Source organism: Mycobacterium sp. NGS40 (assembly GCF_059812735.1).
Window position 1 is genome coordinate 24,722 of sequence record NZ_JCALDG010000014.1, and the last position, 17,079, is coordinate 41,800.

Here is a 17,079-nt window from a genome sequence, read left to right on the forward strand (position 1 = left end):
TAGAGAATGTCATTATCACCGATCCGTCCTAAGGACAAGCACGCCGCCTGGAGCACCGTGGCCTAAATCGTGGGACTCGCGTCTTTTTAGCCGCTCACGACATGGCAGCCGCGGGCCTACCGTGGCTTTCATGCAGGTGATCTCCACTCTCCCCGACACCTCCGTCGCGCAAGCCGCCATTCGGTTGGCACAGTCGACCGAGTCGCCGTCAGTGTTCAACCACAGCGTCCGCAGTTACCTGTTCGGTGAGCTGGTCGCCGCGCACGAGGGCATGCGTCCGGGCGCCGACTACGACGCGGACGCCCTGTTTCTCGGATGCGTCATGCACGATCTCGGAGCCGGGGCCGCGGCGCCCGGTAAGGCGAGGTTCGAGGTCGAAGGCGCCGACCTCGCGGCGGCGCTGCTGACCGAACACGGCTGCAAGCGCCCACTCGTGGACGGCGTGTGGGAGGCGATTGCCTTGCACACGTCGATGGGCATCGCGGATCGGCGCGGAGCGCTCTGTCATCTGGTGCGCAGCGGCGTGGGTGTGGATTTCGGTCGCAACGCCGAATTCATCGACGAGGACATCGCGGCCGGGATCCACGCCCGCTACCCGCGATTGTCCATGGCGCGCACGTTGATGGATGCAATCGTCGCGCAGGCACAACGCAGCCCCGAGGCGGCGCCGCCCTACACATTTCCCAACCAGGTGCTGCGCGAACGCCAGACCGACGGCATCACCTTGCTGGAACTTGCGGCCACGCATGGTCGCTGGGGCGACTGATCCCTAGTGTCGGCGCCGGGCGTCGATCGAATAGCGGCCGCCGCCGACGAAGACCAGCAGCAAAAAGCCGAAGCAGAACAGAATCGCCGGTGTTCCGGCGTTGCCGCCCGGTGGATCACCGATCGGCCACAGCGCATGCGGCTGATGCATCCAGAAGTAGGCGACCGCCATGGTGCCCGAGGCGACGAATGCCGCAGCGCGAGTGAATAATCCGGCACCTATTAGTAGTCCCGTAACGAATTCGATGAGCCCGGCGTACCAGCCGGGCCACGACCCGAATTCAACGGGTCCCGGCGTGGCGACGGGCCAGCCGAACAGGATCATCGAGCCGTACCCGGCGAACAACAAGCCATAGACCAACCGGAACAGACTCACCCCCACCGGTGCGTAGCCGTCGAGGCGGTGATCGAGATTCGTCGTCATCACCCAGCCAACGTTACGGCCGTCGTCGCGAAGCGTGGTGTAGACACATCCGTATGCAAGGAGGCGCTTTCACATACCTGCTTTTGTTCGGCGCGATCATCGCGGAAGTGGTGTCGACCAGCCTGCTCAAGAGCACCGAAGGTTTCACCCGGCTCTGGCCTACCGTGGTGTGCCTGGTCGGCTACGGCGCCTCTTTCGCACTGCTGGCGTGGTCGATCCAGCGGGGCATGCAGACAGACGTCGCCTACGCGTTGTGGTCGGCGATCGGCACCGCGGCCATCGTGCTGATCGCGGTGCTGTTCTTGGGCTCCCCGATTTCGGTGACGAAGGTCGTCGGCGTCGGGCTGATCATCGTCGGAGTGGTCACGTTGAACCTGTCCGGGGCCCACTGACGGCCACTTCCACCCGGGCGGGCAAGCGCCTGATATCGGTGAAACCGAAATCAATTGCCGCTTTTGCGCTTTCACCGGTGCCTGGCGGGTCGATCGCGAGGACTGGGTAACCGTCCTCGGTGGCGAATCCGGCGCACCCGGCATGCCGATCAGGACTCCAAGAATTCGTAGAGGCTCCGAAGAGAACCTGTTCTCATGATCAGGATTGCGACCGTGGCCCGCGCCGTTGCCATTGCGGTGCTGACCGGCGCGATCGCACTCGGGTCGACGGTGGGCACAGCCCAGGCCGCCCCCGGCAATCCACCCAGTGGTGCCGGCACGCTTTACGGCGACCCCGTCGCGGCCGCCCCATTCTGGCGTTATCAGCAATACGACGACGACTGCGTCGAGATGGCGGTCGCCGACGTGGTCGGGGAACAGACCGGCACCCAGCCGTCCGAGCATGAGATCGTCACGCTGGCTCAAACAACGCCCAGCAGCGTGCACCCCGGGCCGATCTACAACAAGCCGAAGAGACGCAAGAGCGGCGAGGGCACCTCGTTCGACGATGAGCCGGCGTTGCTAGCGCACTACGGAATCCGCGCCGTGAGCACCGACAAGTCAAGCGCCGCATCGACCCACGTTCCGACGGGCATGGTGGCCCTCGAGCAGGACCTGGTCAAGGGCCGCAAGGTTATTGCCGGGGTCAACGCCGAAGTCATCTGGGGCGACCCCGTCGAGGACAAAGACTCGCACGGGCAACCGCTGGCCAACCACGCCGTGGTCGTCACCGGTGTCGACACCGCGGCAGGCATCGTGCACCTCAACGACAGCGGCAGCGAGCAGGGCGCCGACGAGCAGGTGCCGATCGACGTCTTCATCCGCTCCTGGGATGGCAGCGACGAACAGATGACGGTCACCGGCTAGGTGCGACTGGATACCGGCGTGCTCAGCAGCCGAGTCAGGGCATCGGTCACCTCGACGGGGCGCTCCTCCATGACGTAATGGTCGGCACCCCGCAGGCGGATCAATTCGGCGTTCGGGATCTGCTCGGCCAGCTCGCGTGCGGTGCGCAACGGGACATACGGATCGCGGTCGCCCCAGACGACGGAGACGGGGCAGTCAATGGTTCCGAGGCCGTCGGCGAGCCATGGGACCGCGGGCACCCGATAGTGCGCGAAGAATTCCCAAAACGTGCGCCTGCCTTGCGCAGTGTTCATCCAGCCCAGGTACTCGGCTTCCAGCGCGGTGTCAAAGCAGCCGATTTCGCGATAGCGGGCCAGCGCCCGATGGTGGATCGCGGCCAGCGGCAGATGTCGCGCGCCCGCGGATAGTAAGGGGTGGACGGCGATCCAGTGTTGACTCTGCGAGAAGCGGTAGAACCACGGACGGAAGACGCGATGCGCGCGGGTGTTCAACAGACCCAGTCGCAGCACCCGTTCGGGGTGGCGAATGGCGTAGCCGAGTCCGATGAAGCCGCCGTAGTCATGGGCGCACAGGTTGAATCGCTGCCACCCCAACTGCTGCACGAACCGCTCGATCCGCTCCACTTCGTTGTCATAGGTGGGTGCGGTCGCCGGCGGATCGGACCGGCCGAAGCCCGGCCAGTCCGGCGCCACAACGTGATGGCTGCTGGATAGCGCCGCGATCTGGTGGCGCCAGCAGGACGAGCTCTGCGGGTAGCCGTGCAGCAGCAGCACCGGCTCTCCGCTGCCAGCGGCCACTCCGAACACCTTGCGCCCGTCGACATTCCACATGGCCACAACGTATTCGAATCCGGCGCTACCCGACCCCGCACATCGAGACGGACGGCGCTCCGTTACGGACGGCGCAAGTGCAGAAAACCTGGAGGACCTCACCGGCGCCAAAGAGTCTTTGGAGCTGGACGCGCGGTCGTCATCCTCGCCGACTCAGGCAGCGTCCGGGCGGCTGCCCCGTCAACGCCGTTTCGTCGCCAGTGCGTGAGGTTGCGTTCACGTGACGGTCGTCAATTTCGCGCCTGGTGTGCAAACACCGCTGCCAGACTGACGAACTGCGCGAAGCTGGGCAGATCGGTGCGATACTGCCACCACCTCTAGGGAGTAGGAATCACTATGACCGATCTCGACCAGACCCCCTCCGACGGATTGTCTGCCGCCCCTTCCCGGCCCGCCGACCTGGCCGAGCACTCTCGCACTGGGATGGGCGCGCCCGCGCTGCAGCGCGCGATCACCGATCACCTGCGCTACTCGATCGGCCGCCCGGCCGCGGCCCTGCGGCCGGAGCACTACTACCGGGCGCTGGCGCTGGCCGTGCGCGACCGCATGCAGGACCGCCGGGTCGCCTCGACGCAGACCTCGCTCGACCTCGGACGCAAGGTGACCTGCTACCTGTCGGCGGAATTCCTGATGGGCCCGCAGCTGGGCAACAACCTGCTGAACCTGGGCCTGGAGGGTGCGGCGAAGTCCGCGCTGGCCGCGATGGGACAGCGGCTTGACGAGGTGCTGGCCTGCGAGGAAGAACCGGGGTTGGGCAACGGTGGCCTGGGCCGGCTCGCGGCCTGCTACCTGGACTCGCTGGCCACCCTCGAACGTCCGGCGATCGGTTACGGAATCCGTTACGAATTCGGCATTTTCGATCAGGAGATCCACGACGGCTGGCAGGTCGAGCAGACCGATAACTGGCTGGACCGCGGCAACCCGTGGGAGATCCCCAAGCCCGACGTCAACTACTTCGTCAAGTGGGGCGGCCACGTCGAGCGCTACACCGACGACGCCGGGCGCGAGCGTTCCCGGTGGGTGCAAGGGTTGCTGCTGAAGGGCACCGCCTTCGACACACCCATCCAGGGCTACGGCGTCAACACCTGCAACGTGCTGACGTTGTGGAGCGCGAGGGCGGTCAAGTCGTTCGCCCTGGACGCCTTCAACACCGGCGATTACTACAAGGCGGTCGAGGACGAGGTGACCTCGGAGACCGTCACCAAGGTGCTCTACCCCAACGACGAGCCGGAGGCTGGCAAGCGCCTTCGTCTGCTACAGCAGCACTTCTTCGTGTCCTGCTCGCTGCAGCACGTGCTGCACATCATGGACGATCTGGCCGACGCGGGTGTGCGTGAGCTGCCCCAGCGATTCGCGTTGCAGCTCAACGACACTCACCCGTCCATCGGGGTCGCCGAGCTGATGCGGCTGCTGATCGACGAGCGGCACCTGGAGTGGGAAGAGGCGTGGGACATCACCGTCGCGACGTTCGCCTACACCAACCACACGCTGCTGCCGGAGGCACTCGAGACCTGGCCGCTGGACCTCTTTGGCAGCTCGCTGCCCCGCCATCTGGAGATCATCTACGAGATCAACCGACGCTTCCTCAACGAGGTGCGTACCCGGTTCCTCGGCGACGCGGAGCGGGTGCGCCGGATGTCGCTCATCGGCGAGGACGGCGCCAAGTTCGTACGGATGGCACACCTGGCCACCGTCGGCAGCCACGCCATCAACGGTGTCGCCGCGCTGCACTCGGAGCTGCTGAAAGAGAGTGTGCTCAAAGACTTCTACGAGATGTGGCCAGAACGGTTCAGCAACAAGACGAATGGCGTGACGCCGCGGCGGTTCCTCGCGCTGTCCAACCCCGGTCTGCGCGAGCTGCTGGACCGCACCATCGGGGACGGCTGGCTGAAGGACCTGGGCAAGCTGCGTGGGCTGGAGCCGTTCATCGACGACTCGTCCTTCCGCGAGCAGTGGCGCGACATCAAACGCACCAACAAAGCGCGACTGGCCAACTTCATCCACGACACGACCGGTGTCGAACTGAACCCCCAGTGGATCTTCGACATCCAGGTCAAGCGGATTCACGAGTACAAGCGCCAGCACCTCAACGTTTTGCACATCATCGCGCTGTACTACCGGCTCAAGCAAAACCCGGAGCTGTCGATTCCGCCGCGCGCCTTCATCTTTGGCGGTAAGGCAGCGCCGGGCTACTTCTTGGCCAAGCGGATCATCAAGTTGATCAATGCCGTCGGGGAGACGATCAACAACGACCCGGTGGTCAACAAGTACCTGAAGGTCGCCTTCATCCCGAACTTCAACGTGCAGAACGCGCACCTGATCTACCCGGCCGCCAACGTGTCCGAGCAGATTTCCACTGCGGGCAAGGAAGCGTCAGGAACCGGCAACATGAAGTTCATGATCAACGGGGCCCTGACGGTCGGCACGCTCGACGGAGCCAACGTCGAGATTCGTGAAGAGGCCGGAGCGGAGAACTTCTTCCTGTTCGGCCTGACCGTCGAAGAGGTCGAGGCGCTCAAGGCGAGCGGTTACCGCCCGTCGGATTACATCGACAGCAATGACGAGCTGGCCGCGGTGCTGAATCTGATTGCCGACGGCACGTTCTCGCACGGCGACACCGAGGTGTTCAAGCCGCTGGTGGACAACCTGCGTTACGACGACCCGTTCCTGGTGTGCGCCGACTACGCCTCTTATGTGGAGTGCCAGAGCCGGGTGAGTGCCGCGTGGCTGGATGGGGAGTCGTGGACCAAGATGTCGATCCTGAATACCGCACGCAGCGGCAAGTTCTCGTCGGATCGCGCCATCGCCGAGTACTGCGACGACATCTGGAAGGTCTGGCCGCTGACGGTGAAGATCTAAGTCGCCAGGGAGATCGACCGCTGGCGTCGCAACGCAGATTGCGGCGCTAGCGGGTCTCTTTCGAGACGTAGACGATGATGTAACCGACCGGGATGCCGGTACGCGCGGCGATGCATTCGCGCGCCACCGAGTCGACCGCGGCGCGGCGGCTAGCGCGCGCGACGGCGGCGATCTCGGGGACCCGGACTATCCATCCGTCGCTGTCGCGAGTGATCTCGATGTCGAAGCACTGACCGACCTTTGGGAAGGTCACACGCGCAGCGCTGCGCGGCGATTGCGCGCGTCGCAGGGTGGGCTGAATAAGCATCTGCTTTTCCTGAGTCGACAATGGGCCGCGGGCAAGAATAATGCGAAACCGCGCGAAACACCTAATCGGCAGCACCGGCTGGGACCTCACCCGTGACCGCAACGTTGTGTGACCGTTAATCAGCCATAGCCCGGCAGATCAGGTACACCGCTGGCGGTCAGCCAGCCACCGCCGTCGACGACCAGCACCGCCCCCGTCACATAGGACGCGGCGTCGCTGACCAGGAACATCACCGTCTCGGCGACCTCGGTGGTCGAGCCGGGGCGACGCAGCGGGTTCTGAGTGGCCCGGTGCTGATCGTCGCCGGCGATTCTTCGGACGCCCTCGGTCCCCGACATCGCTCCGGGGGCAACGACATTGACCCGAACCCCATCGGGCCCCCATTCGATCGCACATGCGCGGCTGAACGCGTCAACGCCGGCCTTGGCCGACACTACGTGCGCCTGCAGCGCCATGCCCCGGTACTGGATCGCCGCGCTGATGTTCACGACGGCGCCACCGTGCTCGCGCAGCCAAAGGTCGTACGCGGCTTTGGATACGTTGAAAGTGCCCAGTAGATCGATGTCGACCACCGCTTTGAATCCGCCCGCGCTCAGCTCGCTGATCGGGACCGGGAAATTCCCGGCGGCGTTGTTGATGACAATGTCAAGTCGACCGAAGGCGGCCAGCACGTCCTCGACGACGACCGCGACCTCCTCGCTGCTACGGACATCGCATACGCCGTAAACGGCCTCAATCCCCTCTTCCCGCAACGTCCTAACCGCGGACTGAAGATTGGGTTCCTTTCGGCTGCAGATGGCCACGCGAGCGCCATGGCTGCCCAATACCCGGGCGATCTCCAAACCCAATCCGGTGGCCCCACCGGTTACCAGCGCCACCCTGCCCTGCAGCAGGTCCGCCCGAAATGGGCTCGGGCGGAACGTCATTGGGATTCCAGCTCGGAGATGAGGTCGGCCAGGGCGAGGATCCGCTGCGCGTCACGCACATGCAGGCTTTCGATCATGCGGCCATTCACGGTGATAACGCTGTTCCCCGCGGCCTGCGCCTGCTCATACGCGGAGACGATCTCGCGGGCATCGGTCAGCTCTTTGTCCGACGGACCGAACAATTCGTTGGCGGGGGCAACCTGGGATGGATGTATCAGGGTCTTGCCGTCGAAACCCATCTCGCGGCCCTGCTGTGCCTCGGCCCGGAAACCCGCTTCGTCGTCGATGGTGTTGAAGACGCCGTCCAAGATCGCCTTACCCGCCGCTCGCGCACCCAGCACCGCAAGCGCCAACGCGGGTACCACCGGTGCCCGTCCAGGTACATGCAGACCATGCAGGTCGTTGACCAGGTCGTTGGTGCCGACGACCAGCACGGTCAGCCGATCGCTGGCCGACGCGATCTCCTCCGCGCGCAGGATGGCTCGCGGCGTTTCGATCATGGCCCACAACTGCATCGACTGCGGTGCATCGAGAGCATCGAGAGCATCCGCCAGCGTTTGGACGTCTTTTCCCGTCTCTACCTTCGGCACGAGCACCCCATCGGCCGCCGAACCGGCCACGGCGGCGAGATCGTCGTCGTGCCAATCGGTGCCCACCCCGTTGATACGCACCACGACCTCGCGAGGTCGATAGCCGTCTGAGGAGACCGCGTCGCACACCTTCGCCCTGGAGCCGACCTTGGCGTCGGGGCCGACGGCATCCTCGAGGTCGAAGATCAGCACGTCGGCCGGAAGCGATTTCCCCTTTTCGAGTGCGCGATCTTTGTTGCCGGGGAGATAGAGAGCTGATCGGCGCGGGCGCGGCGTCGTTGCCATGGGGTCAGCGTAGAGCTCCGGCGTAGCCGGCCCGGTTCGTGGTGGCGGCCCGCATTGTGAAATCGACGAATTCGTCGCACCATTCGCGCCATTTTCGCGACGCGCGAAATAGGGCAGTGAGAATCCGCGTTGACGGGTTTATGCTGGTACTCGCGGCGTAGTGCCGACCGAAAAGATAGGTCGAAGCATGAGCACTGACAAAGTCAATCGCGGCATCTTGCTTACGATGGTGGCGCTCGTAACGATCGCCTACATCGCGCTTTACGAGCAAGCCTCAACCAACTTCAGGCTGTACGTCCCACTGTGCGTGGCGGCGTTGGTGGGATTGTTGATCCACGACGCGGTGACCAGCCATCGGCCCCGTAGGCACTGAGTCGATACAGAACCCGGAGAACGGGTTTCGGGCCCCTTGGCTCGATCCCTCCGGCTTGTCACCCGGCCTTGGCCGGGACAGCGGGCCCAGCCCCCGAGAGCGTGATCTGGATCACCCATCCGTGGGTCGCACGGCTCCGAATGCCGAATTATGAGTCGACTGCAGCGTGCCGACGACCTGGCGGCACCCCGGAATGCGGATGACCCCGGTGACGCCGCTGAGCTCGCCACGCTTTCTCCGCAGGGCGTGGGCTGGTTCCGCTTCTACTTCGATGACCGCCGCTGGGAGTGGTCTGAGCAAGTGCAACGGTTGCACGGGTATGAGCCGGGAGCCGTTACGCCGACGACCGAGCTGGTGCTTTCGCACAAGCATCCCGAAGACCGCGATCGAGTCGCCGCGGCTATCGACGCAATCACGCACACCCGTGGGGCGTTGTGCAGCCGACACCGGATCGTCGACACCGGCGGCGTGGTGCGCTGGGTGGTCGTCATCGGGGATCAGTTCTTGGACAGCCGCGGTGAAGCGATCGGCACCCACGGCTTCTACCTCGACGTCACCCCCGCCCATCATTCACGCGAGGCCACCATCACGGCGCGGTTGGGTGAGATAGCGGACAAACGTGCGCCAATCGAGCACGTCAAAGGCATGCTGATGCTCGTCTACGACCTCGATGAGAAGGCGGCCTTCAATTTACTCAGTTGGCTGTCCCAGAAAAACAATGTCAAATTGCGCGTCCTGGCCGAACAAATCGGTGTCACTTTGCGGTCGGCAGCGGCAAGCGCGATGGTCGATCGAAGTATTTTCGACCATGCGCTCATGACCGCGCAGCGTCGCGCCGATTAGGGCCGAACACCGGGAAGTTCTAATGCGCCGGCCGCGTTGCTCAGCGCGTGACAGAAACGGGTTTTCATGAGGGCGAGGTGGCCACCCAACGCCGAGCCGGCGTCGAGATCGTCGCAAAACGCCTGGAAAGCATGCTTGGTGCGCACGGCTTATCCAGCGGCGCGGCGCAATTCCTGACAACTCAGCGTTTTGCCGCGATCACCGGACGTGACCGCCGGGGCGTGCTGTGGGTCTCCCCGTTGTCGGGACAGCCAGGGTTCCTGCGCGGCGGCGAAGACACCTTGCGAGTTTCGGCTGTTCCGCGCGAGGGTGATCCCCTGCACCGGATGCCGATCGGCCAACAGATCGGATTGATCGCCATCGACTTCGCCGCCCGGCGCAGAATGCGCATCAACGGCAGCCTCACCGAGAGTGACGATGTGAGCATGACCGTGCACGTCGACCAGGCGTACGGCAACTGCCCCCAATACATCCACCGGCACAACGTCAACGTCGCCGCGGTTACCGACTCTCCCGAAAACCCAAGCCAAACAACGTCTTTGAACGCCACCCAACGGGCGATCATCGAAGCCTCGGACACATTCTTCCTCGGTACCACGCATTCCACCCGGGGCAGTGATGCCTCGCATCGCGGAGGTCCACCGGGATTTGTACGGGTCGAGAGCGCCGAGCGGCTGTGGTGGCCGGATTACCCCGGCAACAACATGTTCAACAGCTTCGGCAACCTGGCGGTCGACGACGAGGCCGCACTGTTGTTCGTCGACGTCGCCACCGGCGCCAGCCTGCAGCTGTCCGGTACCGCCCAGGTGGAATGGACCCGCCCCGGCGCCGAGGGTGACGACGGCGGCGTGGGACGGCGCGTCGCATTCACGGTCGGCTCGGTTGTGGCGTCCTCGCCGACCGCGTAATCCCGTTTAAGTCTTCGCTTTTCGGGGCGGGCGGGGCAGGAATCGGGGCACCCGGTCGATGACGTCCTGATAGGACGGGCGGCGTTGCAGGCTGCGCTCTTCCATCATCGGAATGCTCGCGCCCAGGAACATCGCCAGCATCGCGACCGCTCCCAGGATCAACCACCACCAGTCCGCGGGCGCCGCCGCGATACCGAATAACGCGACCGCCACCCAGAAACTGAACTCGCCGAAATAGTTCGGGTGCCGCGACCAGCTCCAGAGGCCTCGGTCCATCGCCGCACCAACCTGTCGCCGCGCGACGAACCGATGCATCTGCACATCGGCGATGAGCTCCAGCGCGACGGCGGCCACGCCGACGACGAAACCAACCCAGCTGAGCCACACCCACCCGGGGCCGGGCCGGGTCACCGCGACGTATGCCGGGACCATGCCCAAAAACACCTGCAGCGTCGGAATCAGGTGGATCGCCGACAGATCGGCGAGAAATTCCCAGCGGCCGGCCCGCTGCTTGAACATCGGATACCGCCAGTCCTCGTGGTGCAGGCCCGGAAACGCATAGACCCAGTTCGCGGTCAGCCGCACCGCCCACAGCACCACGACAACGGACAACAACGAGCACCGCAGCTGGTCGACCGCGGGCGAGACGCGGCTCCACCAATAGAACAACAACAGTGGCGGAACGACGCTCCAGTAGGCGTCGTAGAAGCTCGAATTCCGGTAGGCACGGCTGAATGCGAAAACAACGAAGGTAGCCAGCACGTCGGCGATCAACGTATCGAGCCAGAGCTGCCCGGTGTCCGGCCCCCAGGTCAGCCAGACCGCGGCCACCGCGAGGGCGACGAGGTACGCCACCGTGACTAGCCCCAGGGACCGCGCCTTACTGACCGTCGTCATGGTCGCAGCGTAGCTAGCGGGACTCGGCCGACGACTTCCGGCGCGTGATCCGGCCGTGCCGAGGCACGGGCCGCTCGGGTGCCCCTTTACCCGGTTGCGGCCGTTGGCTCGGGATTCGGGCCGAACGCATTGACAGCTCAATAAGGAAGTCGCCCAACGGTAGAGAGTCATGTCACGACCCGTACTGGGCACGAACACCGTGACGGCGTCGAAGAGGTGCGGCCGACCGTAAATTCGCCGCGGGGGCATCAACTCAGGTCGGTGGCCAGAATGGCGTCGACGGTTCTCATGTGAAGATTCGCCTGCTGCATAAACGAATCGGCTCGCTCTAGATCGGCCAGCGTGCTGTTCGGACCGAGTGACATGCAAATGTGCATCGCACTGTGCACATCATCGATCTCCGATTGCAACGCGGTAGTCAGGGCCGGGTCCGGCGTAGGCAGGTGGGACTGCAGGTTGCCGCTCAGTTCGTCGTGGGCCACTGAACATGCCGACCGGAGAACGTTGATGTCATTGGCGGCGATCGCATCGATCACCGCCTGCATATAGTTCCTTGTATTGTCGAAGTGCTCTTTGGCTTGTGAATACCATTCTGGGACGCCGGGATAGACGGCGCTGGCCGTGGCAGATGTTCCGACAGCGAGAAGAGCCGCGGCAGCTAAAGCTGCGCCACCCCGCAGCCGGTGATACTTGTGCCTGGCCATGAGTGAACCTGCCTGTAGTCGGGTCGTCTTTTTGGGCTAGGCAAGGGATTGTGTGGGTGCACCCGGGCATTCGACCTAACTCAGCGGCCTACGAGCTGCGACCCGTCACCCGAGCCCACAACGTGCGCGCTTTGCCCGTTTGTCGCAATCAGAGACGACTTCTCTAGTGGCTCTTGAGGTTTGGAGATCCAGCCGAAATACCCGAGCACCAGACCGAGCACCGAGTAAATAGCGGCCTCGGTCCACATGAACTTGATACCCCATCGTCTGTCGAGGAAGATCGGCTCATCGACGATGCCCTGATCGGTCGCAACGGCATACGCGGCGTGAGCATAGGCCAGCGCGGCAAATGCTCCGGAGAAGAATTTGCAGACTTCGCGCTTCATGTTGTCATTCCTTCCACTACCTAGAGCACCTCGATCACAACCGATGCGATTGCTATGCGGCTCAGTGGATCCGGGTGGTACCGCACCGGTGACACTCACCTGAGCGTGCTCTGGGAGAAGGACCAGCGACAGGGTCGCAAGTCCTTACTGGACAGGTCTTTTGATAGCCGCCTCGGAGATTGCGGCGGCTCACACCACGGCCACGGCCGCGGTCAAGGCGACACCGAACACCACGGTCGGCACGGCCATGGCGGCAAGAAAACCGAGCCCGAAGCGACGCCCGCCGGCGGTGAAGGCCAACACCGTCTTAACCAGCAGGTTGGAACCCAATGCCGCAGCCACCGCGACCAGCGCGGTGTCGACGGTAATGTCGCCCTTGGCGGCGAGGCTGGCGGCTGCGACCGCGCCGGCGTGGGCATCGGCGAGGCTCGCAGCGAATGTCGCAAGCACAACCCCTTTCGGGCCCAGCATGTCAGCGCCCCAACGACCGACGAGCAGGGCAAAGGTCAGCACCGCGGCCAGAACGAGCGCGGGCCGCAACGCGAACGGTCGGCTCGCCTTCGTCGCCTCGGCTTCCTTGCCCTCCGCAGCATTCTGCCGGTGCGTGCCACCCCGGTAGACGAAGGCGGCGGCGCCCACCAGCACGACCGCTCCAGCGACCACGGGCGGCCACAGGCGGCGCAGCACTTCGATGTCGACGAGCGCGATCACGATGAGCAGCTGCACAAAGGTCGCGAGGCTCGCGAGCACTGCACTGGCGAGCGGGGCACGCATGCTGGTCGCCGTCCGGCTGAGCCGGCCCATCGACGCCGTCGTCGCCGTCGCCGAGACGAACCCGCCCGCCAAACCGGTGACGAGCACGCCCCGTTCGGGCCCGAGGGCCCGAACACCGATGTAGCCGACCCAGCCGATGCCCGTGAGCAGTACCACCAGGAGCCACACCTTCGCCGGGTTCAGTACGCCATATGGCCCGAGCTGCTGATCCGGGAGCAGCGGCAGGATCACCAGCGCCACCACGAAGAACTTGATGGCGTCCTCTACCTCGACGTCGCTGACGATCTCGCGGGCAAAGCGGTGGATGCGGGTCTTCGACACGAGCAGGCCCGCGACGACCACGGCGATGGCCACGGCTACCGCCGGGCGGGTGTAGGCGAGCGCGCCGAGCAGGTAAGCCGCAAGTGCGGCGATCGCTGTGGTGGTTCCGGGATCTCTTTCGCTGCTGCGAAAGTAGGCGAGCGTCATCAGCGCCCCGACGACCACGAGGCCGGCCAGCACTGCCCACTCGCTGAAGCTGGCGGTGATGGCTCCGACCAACGACAGGAGCGCGAACGAGCGTGTCCCAGCAGGGAGCCTGCGGCTGTGGCTGCGCTCGCGCTCCAAACCGAGCAGCAACCCTATGGCCAGCGCCACCAGGAACGGCTGGATTTGCTGCCAGCTCACAAGGACTCCCGTTCAGCAGACCAGTGCGTCGCGGCCCAGAATAATTGACACCGGACGCCCGCGAACTGAACATCCAGACGGGCGAAATCAACGGCTTGTACAGCTCGAGTCGGCGTGCAACGACAGGGAAACGTCGCAGCCCGACCCCGCGAACGAAGAAACCCGCCGCCGACCGAGGATCGGAGCGATTTCCATTGGTGGAGCTAAGGGGATTCGAACCCCTGACCCCCACACTGCCAGTGTGGTGCGCTACCAACTGCGCCATAGCCCCGAGAAGTTGTGCCAATCGAAGCTACACCACTGGCAACGGTCCTTCAAAACCGCTGATCAGACCGGCTCGACGTCCACCTCAGACGCTGCGAGGTCAGCATCGGGATCCAACGCCGGCCGCGTTTCGGGCGACACCACCCAGCCGATGGCCGCGATCAGCAGCGCGATGCCGCTGATGGTGAAGCCCCAGCCGAAGTTCAGCTGCTCGGCCACCCAACCGACCGCCATGGACCCGACGATGGCGCCCAGATCCGTCACCATCTGAATCGCTGCCACTGGAAGACCCGCGCGGGCCTCGCTGCCCAGGATGTCGGCGACCGCGGCCTGTAGCGGCGACATGAAGATGCCCGTCGTCGCACCGGACACGCCCGCTACGACCAGAAACATCGGCAACGACGACACGAAGGCCAGCCAGACCGTCGCGGCGCCGGATGCCGCCAGGCCGACGATCAACAACATGCGCCGGCCCATCCGGTCGGACAGGTAGCCGCTGGGGACCACCGCCAGGGCATTACCGCCGGCGAACGCCGCGAGCACGGCGCCGATGACGCCGACGCTGCGGTGCATCACGTCGGAGATGAACAACGGGACCAGCGCGATGCGCAGCCCGAACGCGGACCAGCCCGTCGCGAAATTGGACAGCAGCGCCGACCGGTACGCGCGCACCCGGAGCGCCTGCCGCATCGTCACCGTCGAACGCGTGGGGGGCGGCGGCGCGGCCAGCACCGAATTGCGCAGGCTGTAGAACAGCACCACGGCCACACCCAGCAGTGCGACGCCGTAGACGACAAACGGAGCGGTCAGCCCCCAGCCCGCCGCCAGGCCGCCGACCGCGGGTCCGCCGACGGCGCCGATCATGAATGAGGTGGTGAACAGACCCGCGATCCGCCCGCGTGCGTCGGCCGGGCTGATGTGGATCATCAGCCCCAGCGCCGAGACGTAGAACATCGTCGACCCGACGCCACTGAGAACGCGGAAAAGCAACAGTTGCCAGTACGTCTGGGAAAAGGCACATGCGGCTGTGGACAACGCCACGATCAGCAAACCACCGATATAGATGCGCCGCTCACCCAACCGCTGCGCCAGTAACCCGCTTACCGGTGCGAAACACAATCGGGCCAACGAAAAGGCGGTGACCAAGAATGTCACCGCCTTGATGCTCACCCCAAAGGTACGTGCAAAGGTCGGCAAGGCCGGTGAGACGACGCCATAGCCCAGCGCGATCATGATGTTCGCCCAGCTCAGAATCCAAACCTCGCGCGGCAGGCGAGCCGAACGGGACCCGCGCCCCGTTGCGCGGGCACGACAGAGGGTGAAGGTCACCCAATGACTTTATTAACCACCTCGCGCGCAGTTTCCTGCACCTCGGCCAAATGCTCGGGGCCGTTGAAGGATTCGGCATAGATCTTGTACACGTCTTCGGTACCCGAAGGGCGCGCAGCAAACCACGCATTGGCCGTCGTCACCTTCAGTCCCCCCAGCGCGGCGCCATTTCCGGGGGCCGCGGTCAGCTTCGCGGTGATCGGCTCCCCCGCCAACTCCGTCGCGGTCACCTCGTCAGCCGACAGCTTGGCCAGCCGCGCCTTCTGCTCGCGGTTGGCCGGTTCGTCGACCCGGGCGTAGAAGGGCGTGCCGTACTTGTCGGCCAGCGCCTGATACCGCTGCGACGGCGTGGATCCGGTGACGGCCAGAATCTCGGAAGCCAACAGTGCCAAGGTGAGGCCGTCCTTGTCGGTGGTCCACACCGACCCGTCGCGCCGCAGAAACGACGCTCCGGCCGACTCCTCACCGCCGAAACCGATGGTGCCGCCGATCAATCCGTCGACAAACCACTTGAATCCGACCGGCACTTCGACGAGTTTGCGCTCGATACCGGCGACCACCCGGTCGATGATCGACGAACTGACCGCGGTCTTGCCGACCGCGATGCCCGCCGGCCAGGACGGCCGATGGGTGTAGAGGTACTCGATGGCCGCGGCCAGATAGTGATTCGGGTTCATCAGCCCGGCGTCGGGCGTGACGATGCCGTGGCGGTCCGAGTCGGCGTCATTGCCGGTGGCGATCTGGTAGCGGTCCCGGTTGGCGATCAGTGAGGCCATCGCATTCGGCGAGCTGCAGTCCATCCGGATCTTGCCGTCGTGGTCGAGCGTCATGAACCGCCACGTCGCGTCGACGAGCGGATTGACCACGGTCAGGTCGAGGTTGTGCCGTTCGGCGATGGCGGCCCAGTAGTCCACGCTTGCCCCGCCCAGCGGGTCGGCGCCGATCCGCACCCCGGCCTTGCGGATCGCGTCGAGATCGACCACGTTCGGCAAGTCGGCGACATAGGCGTCCATATAGTCGTGGCGCTGGGCGGTCTGCAGCGCGCGCGCCAGCGGCACCCGATTCACCCCCGAGCCGCCCTCACGCAGAATTTCGTTGGCACGCTTGGCAATTGCGTTCGTCGCATCGGTGTCCGCCGGGCCGCCGTTGGGCGGGTTGTACTTGAAACCGCCATCGTAGGGCGGGTTGTGCGACGGCGTCACAACGATTCCGTCGGCCAGCGCATCGGTGCGGCCGCGGTTGTAGCGCAGAATCGCGTGGCTGACCGCCGGAGTCGGCGTGTAGCGGTCGGCCGAGTCGATCATGGCGACCACGTCGTTGGCGGCCAGCACCTCGAGCGCCGACACCCACGCCGGCTCGGAGAGGCCGTGGGTGTCGCGGCCGATGAACAACGGGCCGGTGGTGCCGTGCGCGGCCCGGTATTCGACGATCGCCTGGGTGATCGCCAAGATGTGGGCTTCGTTGAACGCGCCCCCCAAAGCCGAGCCGCGATGACCGGATGTGCCGAAGGCCACCTGCTGCGCGACGTCGTCGGGGTCGGGTTGGATGGTGTAGTACGCGGTGACTAAATGGGATAGATCGACGAGGTCTTCGGGCTGGGCCGGTTGACCGGCTCGCGGGTTGGCCATGTCTACAGATTGTGCCCGTGTCG

18 protein-coding genes and 1 tRNA gene are annotated in these 17,079 nt (G+C 65.0%); 7 read left to right on the forward strand and 12 right to left on the reverse strand.

Annotated features, from left to right (window positions below):
• The first annotated feature begins 130 nt into the window (after positions 1-130).
• Positions 131-766, forward strand: coding sequence for an HD domain-containing protein (locus AC5Y5O_RS20835; protein WP_500027177.1), 636 nt, complete (start codon positions 131-133; stop codon positions 764-766).
• Positions 767-769: 3 nt separating this feature from the next.
• Here AC5Y5O_RS20835 and AC5Y5O_RS20840 read toward each other — a convergent pair whose 3' ends face one another.
• Positions 770-1,189: a DoxX family protein gene (locus AC5Y5O_RS20840; protein WP_096285758.1), complete on the reverse strand. Its 420-nt coding sequence runs from the start codon at positions 1,187-1,189 to the stop codon at positions 770-772.
• 53 nt (positions 1,190-1,242) lie between these two features.
• Here AC5Y5O_RS20840 and AC5Y5O_RS20845 point away from each other — a divergent pair, with 53 nt between their 5' ends.
• Positions 1,243-1,581, forward strand: a complete 339-nt coding sequence (locus AC5Y5O_RS20845; protein ID WP_096285756.1) for a DMT family transporter — start codon at positions 1,243-1,245, stop codon at positions 1,579-1,581.
• A 195-nt stretch (positions 1,582-1,776) separates the two neighbouring features.
• Entirely contained in the window at positions 1,777-2,487 is a 711-nt protein-coding gene (locus AC5Y5O_RS20850; RefSeq protein WP_500027180.1) for a cysteine peptidase family C39 domain-containing protein, read from the forward strand.
• Here the strand turns inward: AC5Y5O_RS20850 and AC5Y5O_RS20855 are convergent.
• On the reverse strand, positions 2,484-3,317 hold the full coding sequence (locus tag AC5Y5O_RS20855) for an alpha/beta fold hydrolase (RefSeq protein ID WP_500027182.1): 834 nt from the start codon (positions 3,315-3,317) through the stop codon (positions 2,484-2,486). The two genes, AC5Y5O_RS20850 and AC5Y5O_RS20855, sit on opposite strands and share 4 nt — an antisense overlap.
• Positions 3,318-3,740: 423 nt before the next feature.
• Here AC5Y5O_RS20855 and AC5Y5O_RS20860 point away from each other — a divergent pair, with 423 nt between their 5' ends.
• Positions 3,741-6,176 (forward strand): glycogen/starch/alpha-glucan phosphorylase, encoded by a 2,436-nt coding sequence (locus AC5Y5O_RS20860; protein ID WP_500027334.1) that lies wholly within the window; start codon positions 3,741-3,743, stop codon positions 6,174-6,176.
• Positions 6,177-6,222: 46 nt separating this feature from the next.
• Here AC5Y5O_RS20860 and AC5Y5O_RS20865 read toward each other — a convergent pair whose 3' ends face one another.
• The 3 genes from AC5Y5O_RS20865 to AC5Y5O_RS20875 all read right to left on the reverse strand — a co-directional run bounded on the left by AC5Y5O_RS20865 (position 6,223) and on the right by AC5Y5O_RS20875 (position 8,284).
• Positions 6,223-6,429, reverse strand: coding sequence for a long chain fatty acid-CoA synthetase Faa4p (locus AC5Y5O_RS20865; RefSeq protein WP_096290940.1), 207 nt, complete (start codon positions 6,427-6,429; stop codon positions 6,223-6,225).
• A gap of 173 nt (positions 6,430-6,602) precedes the next feature.
• Positions 6,603-7,409 carry an SDR family oxidoreductase gene (locus AC5Y5O_RS20870; RefSeq protein ID WP_096285748.1) on the reverse strand — a complete coding sequence of 269 codons (807 nt, stop codon included), beginning with the start codon at positions 7,407-7,409 and terminating at the stop codon, positions 6,603-6,605.
• A complete protein-coding gene (locus tag AC5Y5O_RS20875) occupies positions 7,406-8,284 on the reverse strand; it encodes an HpcH/HpaI aldolase/citrate lyase family protein (protein ID WP_500027184.1) in 879 nt (292 codons plus the stop codon). Before AC5Y5O_RS20875 ends, AC5Y5O_RS20870 begins: the two co-directional genes overlap by 4 nt.
• Before the next feature lie 187 nt (positions 8,285-8,471).
• Here AC5Y5O_RS20875 and AC5Y5O_RS20880 point away from each other — a divergent pair, with 187 nt between their 5' ends.
• The 3 genes from AC5Y5O_RS20880 (at position 8,472) to AC5Y5O_RS20890 (ending at position 10,408) form a co-directional block, all read left to right on the forward strand.
• Entirely contained in the window at positions 8,472-8,657 is a 186-nt protein-coding gene (locus AC5Y5O_RS20880) for a hypothetical protein (protein ID WP_096285745.1), read from the forward strand.
• Positions 8,658-8,807: 150 nt separating this feature from the next.
• The gene (locus tag AC5Y5O_RS20885) at positions 8,808-9,500 is read left to right on the forward strand and encodes a PAS and ANTAR domain-containing protein (RefSeq protein WP_096285743.1); all 693 of its coding nucleotides are present in this window, start codon (positions 8,808-8,810) and stop codon (positions 9,498-9,500) included.
• A 47-nt stretch (positions 9,501-9,547) separates the two neighbouring features.
• Positions 9,548-10,408, forward strand: a complete 861-nt coding sequence (locus AC5Y5O_RS20890; protein ID WP_500027187.1) for a pyridoxamine 5'-phosphate oxidase family protein — start codon at positions 9,548-9,550, stop codon at positions 10,406-10,408.
• Positions 10,409-10,414: 6 nt separating this feature from the next.
• On the opposite strand, the gene AC5Y5O_RS20895 is transcribed toward AC5Y5O_RS20890, so the two are convergent.
• The 7 genes from AC5Y5O_RS20895 to pgm form a co-directional block, all read right to left on the reverse strand.
• Positions 10,415-11,305 carry a DUF1295 domain-containing protein gene (locus tag AC5Y5O_RS20895; RefSeq protein ID WP_500027189.1) on the reverse strand — a complete coding sequence of 297 codons (891 nt, stop codon included), beginning with the start codon at positions 11,303-11,305 and terminating at the stop codon, positions 10,415-10,417.
• A 248-nt stretch (positions 11,306-11,553) separates the two neighbouring features.
• A complete protein-coding gene (locus AC5Y5O_RS20900) occupies positions 11,554-12,009 on the reverse strand; it encodes a hypothetical protein (RefSeq protein WP_133160829.1) in 456 nt (151 codons plus the stop codon).
• Between the two features lie 80 nt (positions 12,010-12,089).
• Positions 12,090-12,395, reverse strand: coding sequence for a hypothetical protein (locus tag AC5Y5O_RS20905; RefSeq protein WP_207768479.1), 306 nt, complete (start codon positions 12,393-12,395; stop codon positions 12,090-12,092).
• 189 nt (positions 12,396-12,584) lie between these two features.
• Positions 12,585-13,835: an MgtC/SapB family protein gene (locus AC5Y5O_RS20910; protein WP_500027191.1), complete on the reverse strand. Its 1,251-nt coding sequence runs from the start codon at positions 13,833-13,835 to the stop codon at positions 12,585-12,587.
• Between the two features lie 195 nt (positions 13,836-14,030).
• Positions 14,031-14,106 (reverse strand) — tRNA-Ala (locus AC5Y5O_RS20915).
• Between the two features lie 56 nt (positions 14,107-14,162).
• Positions 14,163-15,332, reverse strand: a complete 1,170-nt coding sequence (locus AC5Y5O_RS20920; RefSeq protein ID WP_096285722.1) for an MFS transporter — start codon at positions 15,330-15,332, stop codon at positions 14,163-14,165.
• Between the two features lie 92 nt (positions 15,333-15,424).
• Positions 15,425-17,056 (reverse strand): phosphoglucomutase (alpha-D-glucose-1,6-bisphosphate-dependent), encoded by a 1,632-nt coding sequence (pgm, locus tag AC5Y5O_RS20925; protein ID WP_096285720.1) that lies wholly within the window; start codon positions 17,054-17,056, stop codon positions 15,425-15,427.
• Between the last annotated feature and the right edge of the window lie 23 nt (positions 17,057-17,079).